Genomic DNA, 21,835 nt, shown 5'->3' on the forward strand with positions numbered 1-21,835 from the left:
TTACTTCGATGCTGGGACGTGCTCCTCATTCGGCGCAGCCGTCGAGAAGTTGATCCCGAAGTAGTTATTAGGCCCGGGGAGAAGAAGCCGGCGGATTTGCTGCGGCCGTACTGCAAAACGCATCCAGGCTGCCGCGGCGCGGCGCTTCTGCAGAGCCGTGAGCGGGGCACTGCGCAGGGCTCGCAGGAAGTTGAACGCTCTGCGATACGAGGCGCTCTCCGCCCCTGCCTCCTCTCCGCCCTCGTAGGCCATGTATTCCTCGCGGGTCATGTGGTGTGTGCTGCCGCCGTGCATCCGCATCGCGAAGTGCGGAGCGTCCACCCGCACGAATGGGCCGCGCAAGGCCAGTTCGGCCATGAGCACATCTTCCACGCCGTGGAGCTGATAACCCCGCGTTTCAGCGAGGGCGCGCGTCCGAATCAGCCCATGCGTGACGTAGACGGCAGGGCCGCTACCGAGGCTGGCAGCGTAGCGCGCAACCGGATCCAGGTCCCCCAAGGCATCGGTGTCGGAACGGCGATAGGGCCAGAACCCGCCACCAGGCAATAGATAGCCTCCTTGCTGCGCGTCGTACGGCACGTCGCGGCCCCGCTCGTCGATGAGGCGGACGGCTGAATGCACGAGCATGGCCTCTGGCGCCTTTTGCATCGCAGACAAGGCGGCGGCCAGGTAGTCCGGATGTACGAGGTCATCGTAGGCCGCCCAACGAAAGAATGGCGCCTGGAAGCGTCGACAGGCGTCGAACGCGCGGTTGTGGTTCTCGGACGCGCCGAGATTCCGGTCATTGCGCACGTAGTGCACGCGGCTGTCGCGGCTCATCACGGACCGCACGAGATCCTTCGTCCCGTCGGTCGATGCGTTGTCTACCACGACGAGTACGAAGTCCTCCACCGTCTGCGCGAGCAGGCTGTGCAGCGTTTCTTCGAGGAAGCGCTCGCCGTTGTACACAGGCAAGCCGATGGCGACGGTTGGAGCCATGGAGGGGGAGGTCGAACGCGGCCAGCGGATTCAAGCGGGTGCTGTGACCGGTTCGGGCTGCACGGTCCAGCGCAGCTCACGATCGATTGCTCCGGCCTCCATGAGTCGTTCGAGGCGCTTGAGGCGGCGGAACTCGGGGCCTTCGAACGCCTCAGGGGTGAGCCCGGCATGGCGAAAGGCCGCGTAGAGTTGTTCGACACCACGCTGCACCGTCCATTGCGGCGCGAAGCTGGGCAGATGCCGCTGAATCTTGGCAAAGTCGACCTGATAGGAGCGCGTATCCGGGCTAGCGCCGCCCGCGAACGCCACGTCACAATTCGGCACGACCTGACCCACGATCTCGGCAACGTCGCGGATTTGGTAGTTCTCGCCCGGGCGCCCGACGTTGAACGCCTCGCTGTGGACTGCCTCACGGGGCGCGGCGAGCACCGCTTCGACCGCGCGGCAGACGTCCTCGACATGAACCAGGGGGCGCCAAGGCGTACCGTCGCTCTTGAGGAGAATCTGCCCGGTTGTCACCGCCCACGCCGTCAGGTTGTTGACGACGAGGTCGAAGCGCAGCCGCGGCGAGACGCCGTAGACCGTCGCGTTGCGCAGGAAGACCGGGCTGAAGTCGTCGGTGGCGAGCGGCGCGAGGTCTCGCTCGGCGAGCACCTTGGCCTCGCCATAGGGCGTCTGTGGGTTGAACGCAGCCTCTTCCGTCACGGCATCGTGCCCGGCCGCTCCATACAGGCTGCACGACGATGCGAACAGAAACCGTGAGACCCCAGCCTCCCGTGCGCGTTCGCCCAGCCGCACAGTCGCGGCGTGATTGATCTCGTAGGTAAGTCCTGGGTTGAGATTGCCGAGCGGGTCGTTCGAGAGATTGGCCAGGTGCACGACTGCGTCGAACCCTTCCAAGTCGGTCCGCCCCACATCGCGGATGTCTTTCTGGACGCCAGGAATCGATGCCACCTCATCGGGCAAGAACGTGCTCGCTGCGAAGAAGTCGCTGTCGAGGCCGTGCACGTCGTAGCCCAACGCAAGGAGGCGTGGTGTGAGAACGGAGCCGATGTAGCCGCTGTGGCCTGTGACGAGGACGCGCATGGAGGCGATGCGTAGTTCGAGGAGAAGATCTAGGAGGCGGCCTCTGCGTGCTGCGCAGCCGACTTCCAAGGCCAACGCTTGAGGCCGAAGTAGTTGTCAATGCCCGGCACGACGAGACGTCGCAGCGCAGTCCTACGGAGGGCGTACCGAAGCACGGCGCGGCGAGCACGACGGCGTTGGTCGATCGTAAGGCCTGGTGCCGTGCGCGTCGCCCGCAGGTAATTCCGAAGCGTCTGTACGGGAAGTCGAGCCCTCGCGGTCTTCTCCCCTGTTTCCCGCTGGGTCCAGGCCGTCCGGTCTAGATGCAGCGTACTCGCCGCATGGATGCGGTAGAGGAATTGCATCGATGGCACAAATCGGAAACGACCGAGCAGCGCCGCCTCGGCGAGCAGCAGGTTGTCAGATCCGTGTGGGGTGTGCAGAGACGTGCGGGCAAGCGCGCTCCGCCGGAAGACACCGTGGATCGGAGCATTGACGCCGTTGCTTCCGAGCACCGCTTCAAAGCGAGCGACCGGAGCCCCGTCGAGATTCCGTTCGAGCAAGCGGTCGTCATGGACGAGCGTGCCGTCGGCCGTACGATAGGCTTGCACGGCGTCATCGTAGGCAAGCAGCCGACTATTCTCGTCGATCATGCAGCATGCGCCATAAGCAAGTACCGCTCCGGGGTCGGAGTCCAGGGCAGCGAGGGCAGCCTCGATAAAGTCAGGCGAGCGCACATCATCGTACGCTGCCCAGACGAAGTAGGGCGTGGACGGCGCTAGCTCGTAGACCCGGTTGAAGTTGGCCAGCGCACCGATGTTGCGGGCGTTGCGATGGTAGAGCACCCGAGGGTCTCGCTTGGCCGCCGCTTCGCATATTGACGCGGTCGCGTCAGTGGATGCGTTGTCGGCGATGACCAACACGAGGCTGCGATGCGTCTGCTTCAGCACATTCTCGATGGCCGCCTCGATGAACGCCGCGCCGTTGTAGACCGGCATTCCGACCGCGACCTGGGGCCACGACGTAGGGACTTCAGGAAGTGAATCAGGGCACATGATCAAGAGCGTGCAGACTGGCGGGGTACTAGCACAGGGAGCATAGCCTACGCCGAAGAAAGCGCCGTGCCAATACCTGGCCGTATTGGAACCACCGTGGTCCTGTGGCGACAGGCGATTGTGCGCTTTGCTTCACGGACCAGCCCAATCATCGCGCTCTGGCGTGACGGCGGGAGGCCCCAACATGGCGCCAGCCCGTCGACCTGGAGGGTGGTCGATCGGGCTGGCTGACCGGCGGCCGGGAGGGCCGTCCGGATTTCGTGGGCACGAGGCCCGAAGCGTAAACCTAGCGGGCGAGTGCGGCCTCTGCCTGTGCCCCATCCCCTGAGGCTGAGAGCACACCTTCCCGGACGAGCTTCGCGCGGACCTCTTGCTCAATCCAGGCATAGGTGCGCGCGATGCCATCCTCCAGGGCGATTTGAGGCTCCCAGCCAAGAGTCTGGCGTAGGAGATCGTTGTCGGAGTTGCGCCCGCGCACGCCCATCGGTCCGTCCACGTGCACGTGCTCGATGTCGATGCCAGCCGCGTCTGCCACTATGTCGGCGAGCTTGTTGATCGTGACCATGCGGTCGCGGCCGAGGTTGAGCGGCTCGGCGTAGTCCCCCATCATGATGCGATAAACGCCCTCGACACAGTCGTCCACGTGCATGAAGGAGCGGGTCTGTTCGCCATCGCCCCAGATCTCTACCTGTGGCTCGCCACCAGGCTGACCTTCGCGGCCGCCCAGAAGCTTCGCGTAGGCCACCTTCCGCATCATCGCCGCGGGTGCTTTTTCGCGACCGCCTTCCCACGTCCCGAGTTCGCCATAGACGTTGTGGAAGCGTACCGTGCGCGTTTCGATGCCGTACTGCTTGCGGTAGTGGAAGGCCAACTGCTCGGTGATGAGCTTCTCCCAGCCGTAGGCGTCCTGCGGCTGCGCAGGGTAGGCGTCGTCTTCCTTGAGCGGCGTCACCTCGGCCTCCGTTTGGAGATACTCTGGATAGACGCACGCCGACGACGTGTAGAGGTAGCGCGTCACGCCCGCCTGTTTGGCGGCCTCCATCGTGTGGGTGTTGATGAGGATGTTGTTGTGCAGAATCTCGGCGTGGTACTTCGAGATGAAGCCCATACCACCCATGTCTGCTGCGAGCGCATAGACGTGCTGGATCGGCTGGCGCTCGCCGCCGATGTCGGCGGGGCGTACGGCTTCGAGGCAACTGGCCCAGCGGCGGAGATCGAGCAATTCGAACTCGTCTGCGTCCGATGCCTCGAATTCTGGCTGTTTGATGTCAACGCCTCGGACCCAATAGCCTTTGGCTTTCAGAAACTTGACCAGGTGGTGACCAATGAAGCCACCGGCGCCGGTGACGAGGACGGGAATGGACTGCGACATAGGAGAGGACTGTGTCGAATGAACGAGTTCAGGTACCGAGCAGGTCGGCGTGATTCACGAAGGAAGAGCGTTGGGGCGACCCCCCACGCGCTCGCGAGCAAGTTGCAACAAATAGCCCGCCATAAACTGGGGGACGCATTTAGCATAGCGTTTCCACAACCGACGCGGCTCTTTGGCAAGACGATAGGCCCACTCGAGTCCCATTTTCTGCAAACGGGATGGGGCCTGGTCGAGCTTGCCTGCGTGGAAATCGAAGGCAGCCCCGACAGCCACGAGTACCGCAGGGATGTGCGGGCTCTGTTTCGCGCACCACGTTTCCTGCTTTGGGCAACCAAGACCTACGAACACGATGCGCGCGCCAGACGCCGTGATTTCTTCCGCGAACGCGGCATCCTCTTCCGGCGTGAGCGACCGATACGGCGGCGAGATCGCGCTCACGATCTCCAGCCCTGGTGCTTTTCGTGGTAGCTGCTCGCACAAGGCAGTCAGTCGGTCCTGTGACGATCCATAGAGTCCAATCGGGACGCCAGCGCGCGCTGCCGCCTGGCAGAGGTGCAGCATCAAGTCAGGGCCATAGACGCGATCTTGGATCTGGACGCCAAGGCCGCGCAGGCCCCACACGGCAGCAATGCCGTCGGGCACGTTGAGATCAGCGCCGTTGAGGATCGCCTGGAACGCTGGGTTGTCCGCCGCCTCCACGAGCCCGTGGGCGCCTGAGGTGCAGAGGTACCGAGCCTCCTCGTGCTTTGCCCAGTCAAGGACGATCTGGGTTGCCTGCTCGTAGGTCGTGCCATCTACCCGTGTCCCGATCACGTAGCGCGCAGGCACGCCGGGTAGTGCCGCCTTCGGTTGGGGCAGCGGTGCGACAGGGGTCGGGGCGGGAGCGACGTCAGTCACGGGGGCGTACGGTGTGGCGTTGGGATCGAGCTAAGGCCAAGAGCCGCGCCAAGCCTCCTCTCCGTTGCTATGCTTCACGCCAACAGCGCTGCAGCGTTACACTGGTCAAGACTAAATGCGCAGCGAGGCTCCCGCGAGGACCCCGCTTCTGGTGCGAGACACAGACCGAGCGGCCTCGTCCAACCAGAGCGCGAAACGATACTGCTTGACATGTGATCAAACTGCGAAGGCTTGACAGTTTTTCTCCACACTGCATCCACACCGCCAGACCTCAAACGCAACGAGGCCGCTGCGGGTGAACGCAACGAGGCCGCTGCGGGTGAACGCAACGAGGCCGCTGCGGGTGAACGCAGCGGCCTCAGCGTGCGGATGTGCGGAGCGCCTAGATGGCTTCCTGCATCGGGACGACCTGCACCTTCACGTCGGCCGTGAACTCAGGGTGGAGGCGGACGGTCGCACCGTAGACTCCGGTCATGCGGATGTCTTCCTTCAGCGTGATCTTCTTGCGGTCGATGTCGACGCCCTGCTCTTGGAGCAGTTCTTCGATCTGCTGCGTCGTGACGGTGCCGAAGATGCGGTTCTCTTCGCCCGTGCGCATTGGGATGACGAGCGCGGGCATGCCTTCGAGCTTGGCCTTGAGGGCCTCCGCATCTGTGCGACGCTGCTCGACCTTGTGGGCCTGCTGGCGGCGCTCCTCGGCGAAGCGCTTCAGCGTACCCTCCGTGGCAACGACGGCCATCCCCTGCGGGATGAGATAGTTGCGGCCGTAGCCGTTCTTGACCTCGACTACGTCGCCTCGGATGCCGAGCGTGTCGATGTCTTGCGTGAGAATGATTTTCATGGAGATGGGGGCTACAGAAACGGGCGGCGCATCCAGCCCCGTCAATCAGACCGACGAAGCGATGCGCGGGACCGAATCAGTCGATTACCGGACGTTTTCAGCGACGAAGGGCAGCAGCGCCACGTGGCGCGCGCGCTTCACGGCGATGGTGAGCTGGCGCTGGAACTTCGCCGAGACACCCGTGAGGCGGCGCGGGAGCAGCTTGCCCTGCTCGTTGATGTAGCGTTCCAGCGTATCGATGTCCTTGTAGTCGATGTACTCGATGCCAGCGGCGACGAAGGGGCAGCGCGTGCGGCGGCGGTTGGCGCCAGGGGCCGCGGTGCGGGTGATCGTAGGCTGGTCAGCAGCGGCGGCCTTCTGCTCGGGCGTCTGCTGGTTTTCGGTGGACCCGCTCGCCGCGGGCGCAGCGCTCGCTTCGGTGGTCGTGGTTTCGGTCGTGGCTTCAGCCATGGGAATTGGAGTCCAGAGTGGGAGATCGGTTACGCGTCGGCCTCGACGGGCTGCTCGGCGGCCTTGGCGCGCTGCTGTTCGAAGTAGCGCTGCATCTTGGCGTCGTAGCGGAGCACGAGGTGGCGGAGGATGTCGTCGTTGATCTGGAGCGCGCGCTCCAGCTTGGCGATGAAGGTCCCGTCTCCGCGGAAGTTGGTCACGACGTAGTAGCCGTTGCGCTTCTTCTGGATCGGGTAGGCGAGCCGCTGGCTCCCCATCTCCTCGGTGTGGACGACGTCCGCGTCGTTTTCGCGGAGGTAGTTCTGGACGCGCTCGACCATGTTCTTCGTCTGGTCGTCGCTGAGTACGGGGTTGATGACGTACATCAACTCGTACATGGGTCGTGATTCAGCCATGTAGTCCCTGTGGAATACGTGATTGGGGGCGTATGCCCGACATCGAAAAGCCCACGCCGAAGCGCAGGCCGTGCCGAGCAGGGAGTAGGGAAAGTATGAAGTGAGGGGTGGAAAGTTTGAAGCCAGGGAGGGATTTGCTGAAAGCTCACCGCTTCGAGTGACCGCGCGCAAGGCTGATTGCTCGGCTTCTAAACCGTTCGATGCAGGTCAAGCATCTCCAAACGTAGTCCATCGCGTCGCCATATGCAGCGTGGTTTGGCAAATCAATGCTGCCTATGCGTCGCCGTCCCTCTGAGGCACAGCTCGCTGGTCCTTTTTTGCCATATCGGAGGCGATACTACCAGATCCGACAGCAATACCAATTGGAATCGCGAAGGCAAGGCTGCTGGACAAATAGGTCACTGCGAGACTACCTAGAACTAGAGCTGCGAAGACGTTTAGAGCAGCCCATCTCCATCGGCCTGTATAGGCGAGCCCTGCTCCTGGGAGGAGTACGCTTAACACAAAAGCAGTGTCAGGATTCTTTGTCACTCGTCATCAGAAGTCGAGCCCAATGGAAAAATAGAGCGTGCGGTCGCCGAAGCGTTGGCCGTCGTAGGGCCAGGCCCAATCGACGCGGATCGGGTAGCCGAGGAAGATCGTCCGCAGGCCGAAGCCGGTGCCCACGAGGAGGTCGTCGAAGACGCGTTCGCCGTCGGCGTTGGTGCGGAAGGCGGAGTAGCCGTTGTTCGAGATCGCACCTGCGTCCACGAAGCCGACGCCCTGGATGTTGTAGAGCGGAAACACAGGCAACGGACCGGGCAGGATCGCCGCGAAGAGCGGGAAGCGAAACTCGGCATTCGCCAGCGCGAATCGGTCGCCGGAGCCGCCGTCCGGGCCGTTGCCCTCGTTGAACCCATACCCACGCAGCGGCAAGACCGGTGTCCCGAACACGAAGTCGTCCTCGTCCTCAATGGGGATGCGGTTGAACTGGGGATTGACCCAGTTTTGCACGCCGGCTGCGTAGAAGCGCTGCGGGTTCGGCCCGACCGACAGGCCACCCGACAGCCTAAACGCGAAGCCGTAGCCAAACCCGAAGCCCACGTACTGCCGCGCGTCGGCGAGGAGGGTGGCGAACGTGACCGACAGTCCGGGGCTGCCTGCCAAGCTCACCGCATAGCGTCGGCCCGCCTGCGGGAAGAGGAAGCCCGGCACCGTCGTGTCGTGTGTGAACGTGACGCTCGGGTAGAGGAACGTCCGCGTGCGGCTGCGCGCGCCTAGGTCGGTGAGGTCGGTAAGCTGCACGCCGAGCACCGACATCGAAGCGTCGACGCGGCGGAACTTGGAGATCGGGTAGCTTGCCCCGAGCGCCGCGCCGTAGTTGCGGTAGCGGAAGACGCGGCGGGTGTTGAAGTCAGGCAGTTCGCGCGCGAGGTGGAAGCCCGTGAACGCCCAGTCGGTGCGCCGCGGCCGGTAGCGGTAGCTCAGCAGGTAGTCCGAGTTGCGCAGGTCCACGAGCAGGTTGGTGGCAAGCGCGAGCTGGTGGTTGCCGAGCACGTCCGAGAAGAGCATCTGGGTGACGCTCTGGACACCGAAGACGGTGTCGTAGCCCACGTTGCCGTAGACGAGGTCGGGCGAGAACCGCAGCCTGTAGGAGCGAGGCACATAGGCGCTGTCCTCGTCCATGTGATCACGCGGCGTGAACTGCTCTTGAGCCGTGATGTCACGCTCTCGCGCATTTGCTTCGTCAAACGCAGCACTGAACGAGTAGCGGCGGAAGTCGATGGGGTCCGCGGACTCAATCGAGTCACGGGGCGACGCATTCCGCGTAGCGACGGCGCCTAGCTGGTCTTGTCGTGCCGCGCCTGTCTCTCGGTCTTCGCCCTCCGCTTCGTGGTTGGGCGCCTCCGGTGTGAAGAAAAAGCCACTGCTGGCCAACTGAGCCGTGTCCGTCTGTGCGATGTACGAAGGCGCCTGTACTGGTCCTCCTTCATGCGGGCGCGCATCGTAGGGCGTCCCGTCGGCGGCGTCACGGAGCAGTGGATTCCCCTCGACCGTCGACGTAGCAGCGATGGCGAGCGTCGGCGCTTGCCGCTTCGGCTGCACCCGCTGCGCCCACACGTTCGGCGCCAGCGAGTCGCGTCCCATCGTGCGCTCGAACGGGCGCGCGAGCAAGTAGAGCGAGGGCACGCCTTCCTTGAGCGACATGACGACGGCACGCGTCCCGTTTGCGGCAGCAGAAACCTGCGTGACTCCGACTGCAAGATCCGTGAGTGGCCTCACCTGCCCCGTCGAGCGCGTAAGTGCGTGGAGGTTGTAGATGCCATTCTGGTCGGAGATGAAGAGAACTTCGTCGCTGTCCGGTCCGAACGTGGCGCTCGTCTCGTCCCAGATCGGGTCGTTGGTCAACTGCTCCAGGTCCGTTGCCCAGCTGCCGCTCACCGAATCACGCTCAAGCAAGTAGAGATCGTATTGCCCATAGGCGTGATCCCGGATTGCAAAGGAGTCCGGGAGCGCTGACTTCAATCGTGTATGTGGGCCGCGTTCTGAATGGAAGACGAGGCCGCTGCCATCGGGTGTCCACGCCGGTTCGTGCTCGGTCCAGAGGTCGTCGGTCAGGTTGGTAAGCCCTTCCGATTCTAGATCGAGCAGATAGAGATCTGACTGCGGCCCCTTTGTGCCTGTGAACGCAACCCAGTGACCTTGTGGGTGCCATGCGACGTTGTGCACGGCGTCGATGCCGGCGAGCGGAATGTGGCGCGCGTTCCCCGTCGCCACGTCGACCAGCGCGACCGTCTCATGGGGTCCGCTGGATGCCGCCACGGCGATGTGCGTCCCTTCGGGGCTCCACGACAGCCCCGGGGTGAGAATGCGGAGGCTCTCGAACTGCGGAGTCGTCTGCCCGTCGATGAGCTTCTGCGGCCGGGCTCCACGCCGTGCCTCCACGACGTAGACATCGAACAGACCATCCTTGGCTGTAAGAAACGCGACGCGGTCCCCCTGGGGCGAAATGGCAGGCGAGGTGTTGTAGTAGCCGCCGTTGTCCGTCGTGACGAGCGCTCGCCCGATAGCGTCGAGGTGTTCTCGGGCGGCGACCTCCGGGAAGTACACGGCGCGTAGTGCGTCGCTCCAACGGTCAGAGAGTTCGGCAACGCCGAGGCCGGTCGCCCTCCGAAAGGCGCCTTCGACGGAACGGCTCACGCGGATTCGCTGGAGGATCTCGCCGATCTTCTCACGTCCGTACTGCTCAGCGATGTAATCAAAGACGGACTGCCCACCGCGGTAGGCGAAGTAGCCACCGAGGTATTGGATCGGCGGGAGGTAGTCTTCCAACACGGCATCGCGGACCCACATGTCGGAGTTGGTGTCCCACCCCTGCGCGGCGTACTCGGCCAAGCCCTCGTTGAACCAGAGCGGGATGCGCAGTTGGATGTTGTTGCGGAGCACGCTCTGGAGCGAGCCGCCGTAGAACATGTCGTTGACGACCGCATGCACGAGTTCGTGATGAATCACGCGGCGGAAGTCGCGCCAGTCGCCGGTGAAGGGGATGGCGATGCGGTTCTTGAACAACTCGGTGACCCCGCCTATGCCCTCGGCGTAGACAGGCAACTCGACCGCGTTGGTGACGGCGAAGTCGCGGTGGCTCTGGTAGACGAGCAGCGGGATGCGCTGCGTGATCTCGTAGTCGAAGAGGTCAACGAGCTGCACGTAGGCGTCCTCGGCCGCACGCGCGGTGAAGTCCGCGAGGTACTGCCCACCGGGGTCGTAGTAGTAGACGTCGAAGTGGTCTGACTGGATGTATTTCCAGTCCTGTACTTCGTACTGAATGCGGTTTTTGCCGAAGCCGAAGTACTGCGCGGCGGCGACATCCACGGGGCCGCCCAGCCCTAACACGAGGGCTGCGACGAGCAGCGAGAATCCGTGACGAGCGACCATGTGAGCAAACAAGGAGACGTGGGTGCACGATACGCGCCGCCTCCCCGCTTGGCAAGGTCGAATTCATGGGCAGCGGAAGCTCCGCACCAGGCTTTCCCTTAGCGCCAAACGCAAGATTTGACAAGCACCTAGCCGTAACCCGCCCTCAGCGCTACCGTAGCGGAGTTCATCTTTAGCGAGCCGTCGCTTCCTCCAATTCCATGACTACCACGTTCCGTCTTTTCACCTGCGCACTGACCTTGATCGCCGCCCCTGCCCTTTCGGCGCAAGCCTTCATCGAGTTGCGTTCCGACGCTGAGTCGCAGGCCTCCGCGTTCTCCAACCTCGAACTTGTTCATGCCCTGCAGTCGGACGACCTTGCCGCCAAGGAGGTCGCCATGCAGACGGTGATCGCCCACCCGGAGCTGTTCAACGTGAACGAAGCTAAGTTCGCCGTGGTGAGCCTCTACCGAAACAGCGACGATCCCAACGTGCGTATCCTCGCGCTCGCCACGCTGCACGCCATGCAGGAGTCGTGGTCGATGAACTTCCTCCTGCGCAGCATCGCCTGGGAGAAAGACGAGCGCATCCAGCGGCTGACCCGCTACGTCGCGTACGATTATCACTACGTGGACCACGACGCCCCAATGCCGGACGCTCTCGCCGCGGTGATGCCGTAGCACCCGTTGTAATTAACCACGCCGCCCTCGATCTCATACCGGAGAACGAGGGCGGCGGTGTGTTTGGGCGACTCGAATCTGTCAACCGCCCGCGTCAGGCGTACGTGTAGAACCCGCGGCCCGACTTGCGTCCGAGGTAACCCGCCGTGACCATCTTCCGCAGGAGCGGGCACGGGCGGTACTTCGAGTCGCCGAGCTCGCGGTGGAGCACCTCCATGATGAACAGGCACACGTCGAGGCCGATGAAGTCGGCGAGGGTGAGCGGCCCCATCGGGTGTGCCATCCCCAGCTTCATGACCGTGTCGATGGCCTCCGGTTCGGCAACGCCCTCCATCACGCAGTAGACCGCCTCGTTGATCATCGGCATGAGCACGCGGTTGGAGACGAAGCCAGGGTAGTCGTTGACCGCCACGGGCGTCTTGCCGAGCGACTCGGCGAGCCCAAACACCGCGTCAAACGTCGCGTCAGACGTGGCGAGGCCGCGCACGACCTCGACGAGCTTCATCACGGGCACAGGGTTGAAAAAGTGCATCCCGATCACCTGATCGGGCCGGTTGGTAGCGGCGGCGATTTGCGTGATCGAAATGGACGACGTATTCGACGCCAGGATCGCGTGGGGCGGCGTGCTGCCGTCGAGTTGATCAAAGACCTTGGCCTTGATGTCCGGGTTCTCGGTCGCTGCCTCGACGACGAGGTCTGCGTCCTGCACGCCCTGCGCGAGTCCCGTGCCGCACGAAATCCGGGCGAGGGTCTCGACCTGTTGCTCGGCGGTAAGCATGTCTTTCTTGACCTGCCGGGCAAGGTTTTTCTCGATGGTGGCGAGGCCCCGATCGAGGCGGTCCTGGTCGAGGTCGAGGAGGGTGACGCGGTGGCCGTGCTGCGCAAAGACGTGGGCAATGCCGTTGCCCATCGTCCCCGCTCCGACAACGGCGACGTGTTCGATCTGCATGAGTTGAGAAAGTGAATAGGGGTGGGGGAAAAGCCTCGAAAGATACCGCCGCCTGCCCCTTGGCTTGAGCGCCCCCCAACGGAAAGGGTCGCCAACACACTGGTGTCGACGACCCCGTTTCAGCGGAAAGACCACTCTCTATTCAGCAGGAAGTGGGCCGATATATCGGGCCTTGTCTACAGCTAGACCGTCCATATCGTAGACCTCGACCGGGTCGTTCTTTTTGTTGACGAGCACCACCCGGGGACGGTGCGTAAGCGCGGCGTCTTGGGTCATCTGCGCATACGACATCACGATCACCTCGTCGCCGGGCTGGCAGAGCCGGGCAGCGGCACCGTTGAGACACACGATGCGACTCCCAGCCGTACCAGGGATCGTGTAGGTTTCGAGCCGCGCGCCGTTGTTGTTGTTGACGATCTGCACCTTCTCGTAGGGCAAGATCTTGGCCGCTTCGAGCAGTTCCGTGTCGATGGTGATCGAGCCCTCGTAGTAGAGGTCGGCTTCGGTCACGGTGAGTCGGTGCAGCTTGCCCTTGAACATGGTCAAGAGCGGCGGCATCGTGAACGGCGTGGACGACGTAGGAGCGTTCATCGCAGGGGCGGTTGCGAGCGGATGGTGGGTGGCAGGGCGCCGACCTAGGTAATCATAGCGTAACCCAGAGTTCCGGTTTCCAGGAGTCCGGGAGGAGCCGCGTCGAGGAGGGCGCATAGGTCAGGGACGTTCGTCTGTGGGGACCGTGAGGAGGGCATTGTCGATGAGACGAGTCGAGCCGAAGAACACCGCCACAGCAGCAAGGGCCTCGCGGCCTGGTTCAAGCGTCGCTACAGGTTGGATGGTCTCCGTATCGACGATTTCGGCGTACTGAACGCGTGCGAGGTGCGACGATTGCATATGATCAAGTAGAGCTCGAACAAGGGCTTTGGTGTCCCGTTCCCCTGCGGAAACCGCCGCAGTGACGGCGCGAAGGGCGCGCGAGAGCACCACAGCTTGGCCGCGCTCCTCGTCCGTGAGGTAACGATTGCGAGAGGACAGCGCCAGACCATCGGCTTCGCGGACGGTCTCCACCCCAACCAACTCGATGCCAGTGTTGAGTTCGCGCGCCATGCGGCGCAGGATCAAGAATTGCTGCGCGTCCTTCCGCCCAAACACCGCGACGTGCGGTCGGCACGCGTTAAACAGCTTTGTCACAACCGTGGTCACGCCCTGGAAGTGGCCGGGCCGGTGCGCTCCGCACAGATGCCTGTCAAGCCCGTTCGGCTCCACGGTCATGCGGACGGGCAACCCGAGGGGATACATCGATGCAACGGTTGGGGCAAACACGCACGACACGCCGCGCCCTCCGTTGGTTCGAGCGAGCCGTTCTAGGTCGTTCGCCAGCGTCCGGGGATACTGCTCGTAGTCTTCCCCGGGCCCGAACTGGGTCGGGTTGACAAAGATAGAAACCGTGACGTGGTTGCCCTGGCGGTGGGCTTCCTCCACCAGCGCGACGTGGCCGTCGTGCAAGGCTCCCATCGTAGGCACGAGGACGAGGCGTTGGCCTTGGCAGCGAGCCCGATCGGCGATGGCTTGCATGTCCTCGACGGTGCGGAGCAGATCCATGGCGAGCAGGTGAGCGCGGTCGGCGAAGAAATCGGGAGTTGCCAACCTACGGCGGAAGCGCTTTGTCTGGAGCGGCTATACTTCTGCGTCCTTGTTCTCCTCCCCTTCTCGATTCCGAGCCTATGGAAACCCGCATCGAAACCGACTCCCTTGGCGAGGTTCACGTCCCCGCCGACGCGCTCTACGCCGCCCAGACACAGCGCGCCAAGGACAACTTCCCGATCTCGTCGCTGCGCTTCGGCCGCCGCTTCATCGAGGCGCTGGGCCTCGTCAAGGGTGCAGCCGCGAAGGCCAACAAGCAGCTCGGCCTCGTGGACGACGGGCGAGCAGATGCCATCGTGGACGCCGCCGAACAAGTTCGCACGGGTGCCCTCGACGACCAGTTCGTGCTCGACATCTTCCAGACCGGTTCGGGCACGTCGACGAACATGAACACCAACGAGGTGATCGCGACGGTTGCCACGCGGGCACTCGGCGAGAACGTGCACCCCAACGACCACGTCAACTACGGGCAGTCGTCCAACGACGTCATCCCCACTGCGATGCACGTGGCGGCGCGCGTCGCCATCGAGCAGGAATTGATCCCCGCACTGGAGCGCTTCCACGCTAGCCTTGAAGCAAAGGCCTCGGAGTTTGACGATGTGATCAAGTCGGGCCGCACCCACCTGATGGACGCGACGCCTGTACGCCTCGGTCAGGAGTTCGGCGGCTACGCCAGCCAGATCGCGCACGCCATCCGCCGCCTCCGGCTTGCCTCGGACGACCTCGCCGAACTCGCGCTCGGCGGCACGGCGACCGGCACCGGCATCAACCGTCCCGCCGACTTTCCGGCGCACGCCATCGGCTTCATCTCCGAAGCCACAGGTCTGCAGTTCCGCGAAGCCGAGAACCACTTCGAGGCACAGGCTGCCAAGGATGCCTACGTGTTTGCTGCGGGGGCGCTGAACACGCTCGCCGTTGCCGTCGTCAAGATCGTCAATGACATCCGCCACCTCTCCTCCGGGCCTACGAGCGGCCTCTCAGAAATCCAACTGCCAGCGATTCAGCCGGGGTCGTCGATCATGCCGGGGAAGGTGAACCCTGTGATGAGCGAGGCGCTCATGATGGTCGCCGCGCGCGTGATGGGTAACGCGACGACGATCACGGTCGGCGGGCAGCACGGCAACTTCGAGCTCAACGTGATGATGCCCGTGATGGCGCATGCCATGCTGGAGAGCATCGAGATTCTCACCAACGGCCTCGACGCGTTCCGCACCAACTGCCTCGACGGCATCCGTGCCAACCGTGCCCGCGCGCAGGAACTGCTCGAGAAGAACCCGTCGATCGCGACGGCGCTCAACGCTACGATCGGCTACGACAAAGCCTCGAAGGTGGCAAAGAAGGCCGCCGCCGAAGGCCGTTCCGTCCGCGACGTACTCCTGGATATGGACCTCGTCCCCGAGGATCAACTCGACGCTGTCCTGGACGTGCGCTCGATGACGGAGCCGGGCATCCCCGGTCAGAACTAGGCCATGCCTGGGACACTGCACACCGATGAGGTTGCCCCGCACGCGGCCCCACTAGGCTTCCGCGCTCAGACCCATCGACACACCTGGACGGTACCTCATGACCGAGGTGCCGTCTGGGCATGGCTGAACGATCCGGCCACGTTCACCGACGGCCAAGTACCACCCTACCGTGTTGAGTTCGTTCCTCAGTTCGAGGGCGGACCGATGGGCTTCTCGCCAGGGGTGCTCAACGTGCACCACGGCCCGGGCATCTTGTTCGCGGGCATCCTCGGCGAGATCACACCGCCTGTTCCCGGACGCACGGCGTATCGCGACCTGCGCTATTTCTACGGCTCGTATGCCCTCTCCCTGCGCCTCGTCCGACCTACCCGGCTGCAATTCTGGGCTGACGACGCCGCACCCGGCTCGACTCAGGTGAGGCTCCAACTCGATGCGTTCGTTGCCCGTTGGTTTAATCCGGCATGGTCTCTCGCACAACGCGCCTTCTGGGCAGGCTTCGGCGACACCATGACGAAGCAAGTAGCTCGGCGCTCTGGAAGCTCGTCTGCGCCGTCCCTGGTGTACCCAGCTGCCCTAGCTCTTGGGGCGACGCTTGGTGTTGCGGCCCTAGCCGCTCGACGGTCGCGCACCCAAAACAGCAAAGCGCGTCGCCCTCTCCATGGGGACGACGCGCTATAGACATACGCGTTGCCCGATCAGGCCTCCGGCTTTGCGGAAGGAGGGGCAGGCGCTTGCGATTGAGCCTGCTGCTGCTGAGGTGGCGCGTAGGTTGGCTGCTGGTAGGTCTGCTGCGGAGGCGGCTGGATTTGCTGCTGCCGAGGCGGCTCCGACTGTAGCTCTTTGGAGATCTCGTTGGTGGCATCTTTGAATTCCCGGATACCCTTGCCCAGGCCGCGGGCAATTTCTGGGATACGCTTTGCACCAAAGACCAGAAGCACTACGAGCAGGATTAGCGCGATTTCCCAGGGGCCGAGCCCTCCGATCGCATAGGGAAGCGTTAGTGCAAACATGGCGAGTCGTGTGGGTTGTGCGAGGTCACTGCGGCGAAGGTACGGGGCTTCCGGGGGCGTTCGTTCCATGCCCCCGTGATCTGCACCATTTTCGTACCAGGCGCGCTCATGCCCGGAGCTGGTACGCGTCCGTGAGTTTGCTCAGAATCACGGCACTGGTGCGGTCAACAATGTTGAAGACGAGGTCGAAGCCTTCCTGTTGGCCACTGTAGGGGTCGGGCACCTGGTAGTCCTCGGGGTCGGGGTCGAACTCGCGAAAGAGGCGGACGCGGTAGCTGTTAGCGCCCTGCGGGTCGAGGAAGAGCACGTCGTGGAGGTTGCTGCGGTCCATCGTGAAGATGTGGTCGTAGTAGCGCAGATCGGTTCCCTGCGCCTGCCGCGCACGCTGGTCGTCGATGGAGAGGCCGCGGTCGCGCGCCGTGCCGCGCATGCGGGGGTCGGGTGGCTCGCCAACGTGCCACCGTCCTGTCCCTGCCGAGTCGATCTCGAAGCGGTCGGTCAACCCGGCCCGATCCACGTGGTGACGAAAAACGCCTTCGGCAAGGGGGCTACGACAGATGTTGCCCAGGCAAACGAAGAGGACGCGGATGGGCCGGTCGCCGCGGAGCGCGTCTTCGACGGGGACGAGAGGCTTGATGGTGATCGTAGACATGCAGTACGTGGAGCGACGAGGGGTGGTCGGCGTCGGGCATGAGCGCCTGACGCGGCGCGTAATTTCTCCCAACGACTGTTCCGCCTCTCTGATCCGCTCGCTCCTCGACTCGTGGCTCGTACTTATTCCCTCTTCGACGCACCGCCTCCGCCTAATGCGGTCCCGCCCCAGACGGTCAGCGTCGGTGCGCTCACGGCGCAGATCAAAGACGCCATCGAGACGCGCTTCGGGCATGTCCGCGTGGAGGGCGAGATCGCCAACTGGAAGGCGCACGGTTCGGGCCACTGCTACTTCTCGCTGCGCGACGCCGACCAGGCCGATGCGCAAGTTAGGGCCGTGCTCTGGCGGACAGCCGCACGTGGCCTCCCCTTCCGCCCCGGTGATGGCATGCGGGTACGAGCCGTCGGGCGGATCTCGCTCTACGAGCCCCGCGGGCAGTACCAACTCATCGTCGAGACGATGCAGCCTGCTGGTGCTGGGGCGTGGCGTCGAGCGTTCGAGGCGCTCAAAGCTGAACTGGCCAGCGAAGGGTTGCTCGACGCATCGCTGAAGAAGGCCCTGCCCCGCTTTCCTGAGCGCATCGGTCTCGTCACGTCCGGATCGAGCGCAGCGTTGCAAGATATGCTCGCGGTACTCGCAGCACGATTTCCGAGCGTTCAGGTACTCCTCTGCCCTGTCAACGTGCAGGGCAGCGGCGCCGCGACCGAGATCGCCGAGGCCATCGACGCCTTCAACCTTGCCGCCGACGACCCCGCAACGCCCACAGAGCTTCGCGCCGACGTGCTCATTGTCGGGCGAGGCGGTGGTTCCGTCGAGGACCTCTGGGCGTTCAACGAGGAGGACGTAGCCCGCGCCATCGCGCGGTCGAGCATCCCCGTGATATCGGCTGTGGGCCACGAGACCGACGTCTCCATAGCCGACCTCGTGGCCGACGTGCGTGCGGCAACGCCGACACACGCCGCCGAGCTCGCCGTGCCAGACGGTAGAGACGTTGCCGGGCTCGTCTTTGGCTTCCACGAATCACTACGACTCCACACCGAGCGCGTCCTTGCCAACCATCGGCACCGCATTGAGGCGCTGGTACGCTCGCGCAGCTTCAACTGTCCGCTCGATCGACTGGACACGGCTCGTCAGCGCACGGACACGCTCGTAGAACGGTTGCACCTGGCTGGGCAGCGTCTCACGCGCGCTCCTCGACTCCGCCTCGATGCCTTCAGTGCCAGACTGCAGGCTCTGGACCCGGAAGCACCACTCCGCCGCGGCTATGCCCTCGTCTCGCACGGCGATTCGACTGTACGATCAGCGGACGCGCTCTCCGAAGGCGACCTCGTGACGCTTCGGTTCATCGACGGCGAGCGCGCGGCAGCCATTCGAGACCCGTCGTGATCTTCAGCGCTCGGCGGTTTTTCGGCGGGAACGGTGCGCCAGCGCTACGCTGCACAGGTGGTGAATAAAAAAAGTGGGGCGTGCTTAAAGAAGTTGGCACAGCGCCGATATGAAGGACCGAGGCACGTTTCGTACCCGTCTCATTACGATACTGCGCTTGCGAAAGCCCTCGCTCTCTCTCACTCCACCCACCCCCTTGTTATGCGCACCCCTAAACACGTCCGCGACCGGCTTGCTTCCGGCTTCTACGATCGTCCTGAGGCCATCGCCCGAATTGCCGCAGCCATGATGCCTCACCTCGTCGGCGACGGTGGGCAACCGGCCCCCTCTCGCCGCCCCGAGCGCGCGGCGCCACCTGGAGATCGCATCCGCAGCCAGCCCCGATCGGTATCCTGCGCATAGCGCAACCCGGCCCATTTGGCACATCCTGCCGACTTCCACCCCGTCCGGAAGTCGGCAGGCTTCGTTTTCCGGGGTGCGGTATACTTTGGCCGGTCTTGACTCATCCATACCGTCCACCGATGCGACTGCGTTTCACCCCCAGTACCCTGGTTCGGCTTACCCCGGCCTTTCTGCTCACGCTGCTCCTACTTGCCGGTGGCTGTTCCAGCAGCAAGCTTCCAGACGTCGCGCCTCCCACCGCGCCCAGCGCTCCATCCAGAGCAGACGACTCGCCATATAAGCCGTTTGCCGAGGTCGTCACCGACAGCGCCGCCGCGGATGCTGGCCTGTTCGTGAGCTATCTCGTGGAAGACGGCTCAAAGCTGCTCTACGCGATTCCCGACAGCGTGATGGGGCGCGAGATGCTCCTCGTGACGCGCGTCTCGAAGACGGCCGACAACATCGCGTATGGCGGAACGAAGCTGAACACGCAGAGCGTGCGGTGGGAGCGCAAAGGCCGCAACATCCTACTGCGAACGGTCTCCTACTCGAACGTCGCGGCCGACAGCTTGCCCATCTACTCGGCGGTGCGCAGCTCCAACTTCGAGCCAGTGGTCGCGAGCTTTGGCATCGAGGCGATCACGCCCGACTCGGCGGGCGTCGTCATCGACGCGACCTCGCTCTACACCTCGGATGTACCGTCGCTGGGCTTGCCACGAGGCTCCCGCGAGCAGTACAAGGTCCGCCGCCTTGACAGCAAGCGCTCGTTCCTGGAGCGCGTGGCGAGCTACCCAGAGAACATCGAGGTGCGCGCGGTGCTGACCTACGAAGCCAACCAGCCTCCGAGCCAATCGTCAACCGGCACGATCTCGGTCGAGATGGCCCACTCGATGATTCTGCTTCCCGCAGTCCCCATGACGCCGCGTCTCGCAGACGAACGTGTGGGCTACTTCACGCGCACGCAGACAGATTTCGGACGTGAGGAGCAGCGCGCCGAGCGCCGCACCTACGCGGTACGGTGGCGCCTCGAACCGTCCGACGAGGCCGCCTATGCCCGCGGCGAACTCGTTGAGCCCAAAAAACAGATCGTCTACTACATCGACCCGGCCACGCCAGAGCGCTGGCGCCCCTATCTCAAGCAGGGCGTCGAAGACTGGAACGTGGCGTTCGAGGCGGCTGGCTTTAAGAACGCGATCGTGGCAAAAGACCCGCCGACGCCCGAAGAGGACCCCGAGTTCAACCCGGAGGACGTGCGCTACAGCGTGATTCGCTACTTCTCGTCGGAGATCCAGAACGCCTACGGCCCGAACGTCCACGACCCGCGTTCCGGCGAAATCCTGGAGTCGGACATCGGGTGGTACCACAACATCCAGAACCTGCTGCGCAACTGGTACTTCGTCCAGACCGCCGCGGCCAACCCGGAGGCACGGGGCGTCGAGTTCGACGAGGCCGTCATGGGCGAGTTGATCCGCTTCGTTTCGGCGCACGAAGTCGGGCACACGATCGGGCTCCAGCACAACTTCTTCTCGTCGAGCACGGTGCCGGTGGACAGCCTTCGCTCACCGACCTACACGGCGAAGCACGGCACCGCGCCGTCCATCATGGACTATGCGCGCTTCAACTACGTCGCACAGCCGGGCGACGGCGTCCAGCGCTTCACGCCCGACATCGGCTCGTACGACATCCATGCCATCGAGTGGGGCTACCGCTACTTCCCGGGCATCGACAACGCCGACGACGAGCGCCCGCTGCTGCATGAGATCGTGCGCCGCACCGAGACCGATCCGACGTTGCGCTATGTCCGCCAAGCGGTCGTCGCAACAGACCCGCGCGCCCAGAACGAAGACCTCGGCGACGATGCGGTCTACGCCGGCCAACTCGGCCTCGCCAACCTCAAGCGGATCACCGAAAACCTCCGCACCTGGACCGAAGAGCCGATGGAGGACTACGCCACGCTCGACGAACTCTACAATCAGATTGCCTCCCAGTGGCGGCGTTACCTGAACCACGCGGGCAGCTACGTCGGCGGGGTATACACCGAGTACAAAACGACCGATCAGGATGGCCCGGTCTATGAACCCGTTCCTGCCAATCGCCAGCGCGAGGCCCTCGCCTTCGTCCTGGACAATGGCATGCATCGACCCGACTGGCTCCTCGACACGGAGATCCTTCGCCGCATCGAAGCCGCAGGCGTGCAAGACCAGATTCGCGGCCTGCAGGCCAGCGTTCTAAGCCGTCTCATGTCGCCCTGGCGCATCGCCCGTCTGTTCGAGGCCGAAGCCGTCGACGCGATGGCTGACAGCGAGTTGGAGATGGAGGTCTTCACGGCTACCGAGCTGTTCGACACCGTGCGCGGGAGCCTCTGGAGCGAACTCGAAGACGGCGACGCCATCGACCCGATGCGGCGAGCACTGCAGCGAGCCTACCTGGAACAACTCGAATCGCTGATGACCGAAGAGCCTACGGCCCCGCCAAACGCGTTCTTCCGGTTCTACATCGGCTACACGCCCATCGACGTGAGCCAGTCGGACCTCCGCCCGCTCGTGCGCGGCGAACTCGAGACGCTCGACGACACGATCGCTGCGGCGCTCGGCCGCTATCGCAGTTCCAACGAGCGCATGGACCGGCTTCACCTTGAAGACGCCCGCGCCCGCATCGACGCGATCCTCAACCCCGAAGGCTGACCACGGCAGAGCGAACAACGTCGTAGAGCTGCCAAAACG

At 64.0% G+C, this 21,835-nt stretch carries 19 protein-coding genes; 5 read left to right on the top strand and 14 right to left on the bottom strand.

The window, feature by feature from the left end:
• The 9 genes from AAFU51_02380 to AAFU51_02420 form a co-directional block, all read right to left on the bottom strand.
• Window positions 1-978, bottom strand: coding sequence for a glycosyltransferase (locus AAFU51_02380; GenBank protein MEO1570095.1), 978 nt, complete (start codon window positions 976-978; stop codon window positions 1-3).
• Window positions 979-1,008: 30 nt separating this feature from the next.
• Complete coding sequence (locus AAFU51_02385; protein ID MEO1570096.1) at window positions 1,009-2,064, bottom strand: SDR family oxidoreductase; 1,056 nt, start codon at window positions 2,062-2,064, stop codon at window positions 1,009-1,011.
• Window positions 2,065-2,093: 29 nt separating this feature from the next.
• The gene (locus AAFU51_02390) at window positions 2,094-3,098 is read right to left on the bottom strand and encodes a glycosyltransferase (GenBank protein ID MEO1570097.1); all 1,005 of its coding nucleotides are present in this window, start codon (window positions 3,096-3,098) and stop codon (window positions 2,094-2,096) included.
• A 286-nt stretch (window positions 3,099-3,384) separates the two neighbouring features.
• Window positions 3,385-4,470 carry an NAD-dependent epimerase/dehydratase family protein gene (locus tag AAFU51_02395; GenBank protein ID MEO1570098.1) on the bottom strand — a complete coding sequence of 362 codons (1,086 nt, stop codon included), beginning with the start codon at window positions 4,468-4,470 and terminating at the stop codon, window positions 3,385-3,387.
• Window positions 4,471-4,524: 54 nt separating this feature from the next.
• A complete protein-coding gene (locus AAFU51_02400; GenBank protein ID MEO1570099.1) occupies window positions 4,525-5,367 on the bottom strand; it encodes a WecB/TagA/CpsF family glycosyltransferase in 843 nt (280 codons plus the stop codon).
• A 382-nt stretch (window positions 5,368-5,749) separates the two neighbouring features.
• Window positions 5,750-6,208 carry a 50S ribosomal protein L9 gene (gene rplI, locus AAFU51_02405; protein ID MEO1570100.1) on the bottom strand — a complete coding sequence of 153 codons (459 nt, stop codon included), beginning with the start codon at window positions 6,206-6,208 and terminating at the stop codon, window positions 5,750-5,752.
• 84 nt (window positions 6,209-6,292) lie between these two features.
• On the bottom strand, window positions 6,293-6,538 hold the full coding sequence (gene rpsR / locus AAFU51_02410) for a 30S ribosomal protein S18 (GenBank protein ID MEO1570101.1): 246 nt from the start codon (window positions 6,536-6,538) through the stop codon (window positions 6,293-6,295).
• Window positions 6,539-6,687: 149 nt separating this feature from the next.
• Window positions 6,688-7,053, bottom strand: a complete 366-nt coding sequence (rpsF, locus tag AAFU51_02415) for a 30S ribosomal protein S6 (GenBank protein MEO1570102.1) — start codon at window positions 7,051-7,053, stop codon at window positions 6,688-6,690.
• A 537-nt stretch (window positions 7,054-7,590) separates the two neighbouring features.
• A complete protein-coding gene (locus AAFU51_02420) occupies window positions 7,591-10,968 on the bottom strand; it encodes a BamA/TamA family outer membrane protein (protein MEO1570103.1) in 3,378 nt (1,125 codons plus the stop codon).
• A 200-nt stretch (window positions 10,969-11,168) separates the two neighbouring features.
• Between AAFU51_02420 and AAFU51_02425 the strand changes: the two genes are divergently transcribed.
• Window positions 11,169-11,627 (top strand): hypothetical protein, encoded by a 459-nt coding sequence (locus AAFU51_02425; GenBank protein ID MEO1570104.1) that lies wholly within the window; start codon window positions 11,169-11,171, stop codon window positions 11,625-11,627.
• A gap of 94 nt (window positions 11,628-11,721) precedes the next feature.
• On the opposite strand, the gene AAFU51_02430 is transcribed toward AAFU51_02425, so the two are convergent.
• The 3 genes from AAFU51_02430 to panC all read right to left on the bottom strand — a co-directional run bounded on the left by AAFU51_02430 (window position 11,722) and on the right by panC (window position 14,220).
• Window positions 11,722-12,576 carry a 3-hydroxybutyryl-CoA dehydrogenase gene (locus AAFU51_02430; protein MEO1570105.1) on the bottom strand — a complete coding sequence of 285 codons (855 nt, stop codon included), beginning with the start codon at window positions 12,574-12,576 and terminating at the stop codon, window positions 11,722-11,724.
• 138 nt (window positions 12,577-12,714) lie between these two features.
• Window positions 12,715-13,134, bottom strand: a complete 420-nt coding sequence (panD, locus tag AAFU51_02435; GenBank protein ID MEO1570106.1) for an aspartate 1-decarboxylase — start codon at window positions 13,132-13,134, stop codon at window positions 12,715-12,717.
• A gap of 153 nt (window positions 13,135-13,287) precedes the next feature.
• A complete protein-coding gene (gene panC / locus AAFU51_02440; protein ID MEO1570107.1) occupies window positions 13,288-14,220 on the bottom strand; it encodes a pantoate--beta-alanine ligase in 933 nt (310 codons plus the stop codon).
• Between the two features lie 77 nt (window positions 14,221-14,297).
• Between panC and AAFU51_02445 the strand changes: the two genes are divergently transcribed.
• Both AAFU51_02445 and AAFU51_02450 read left to right on the top strand, forming a co-directional pair.
• On the top strand, window positions 14,298-15,683 hold the full coding sequence (locus AAFU51_02445; protein MEO1570108.1) for a class II fumarate hydratase: 1,386 nt from the start codon (window positions 14,298-14,300) through the stop codon (window positions 15,681-15,683).
• A 3-nt stretch (window positions 15,684-15,686) separates the two neighbouring features.
• Complete coding sequence (locus AAFU51_02450; protein ID MEO1570109.1) at window positions 15,687-16,361, top strand: hypothetical protein; 675 nt, start codon at window positions 15,687-15,689, stop codon at window positions 16,359-16,361.
• Window positions 16,362-16,378: 17 nt separating this feature from the next.
• Here AAFU51_02450 and tatA read toward each other — a convergent pair whose 3' ends face one another.
• Window positions 16,379-16,693 (bottom strand): twin-arginine translocase TatA/TatE family subunit, encoded by a 315-nt coding sequence (tatA, locus tag AAFU51_02455; protein MEO1570110.1) that lies wholly within the window; start codon window positions 16,691-16,693, stop codon window positions 16,379-16,381.
• A 106-nt stretch (window positions 16,694-16,799) separates the two neighbouring features.
• On the bottom strand, window positions 16,800-17,345 hold the full coding sequence (locus AAFU51_02460) for a low molecular weight protein-tyrosine-phosphatase (protein ID MEO1570111.1): 546 nt from the start codon (window positions 17,343-17,345) through the stop codon (window positions 16,800-16,802).
• Window positions 17,346-17,456: 111 nt separating this feature from the next.
• Here AAFU51_02460 and xseA point away from each other — a divergent pair, with 111 nt between their 5' ends.
• Window positions 17,457-18,731: an exodeoxyribonuclease VII large subunit gene (gene xseA, locus AAFU51_02465; GenBank protein ID MEO1570112.1), complete on the top strand. Its 1,275-nt coding sequence runs from the start codon at window positions 17,457-17,459 to the stop codon at window positions 18,729-18,731.
• 521 nt (window positions 18,732-19,252) lie between these two features.
• Window positions 19,253-21,796, top strand: a complete 2,544-nt coding sequence (locus AAFU51_02470) for a zinc-dependent metalloprotease (GenBank protein MEO1570113.1) — start codon at window positions 19,253-19,255, stop codon at window positions 21,794-21,796.
• The last annotated feature ends 39 nt before the right edge of the window (window positions 21,797-21,835 follow it).

The organism is Bacteroidota bacterium, assembly GCA_039821555.1.
Lineage (GTDB): Bacteria > Bacteroidota > Rhodothermia > Rhodothermales > Rubricoccaceae > JBCBEX01.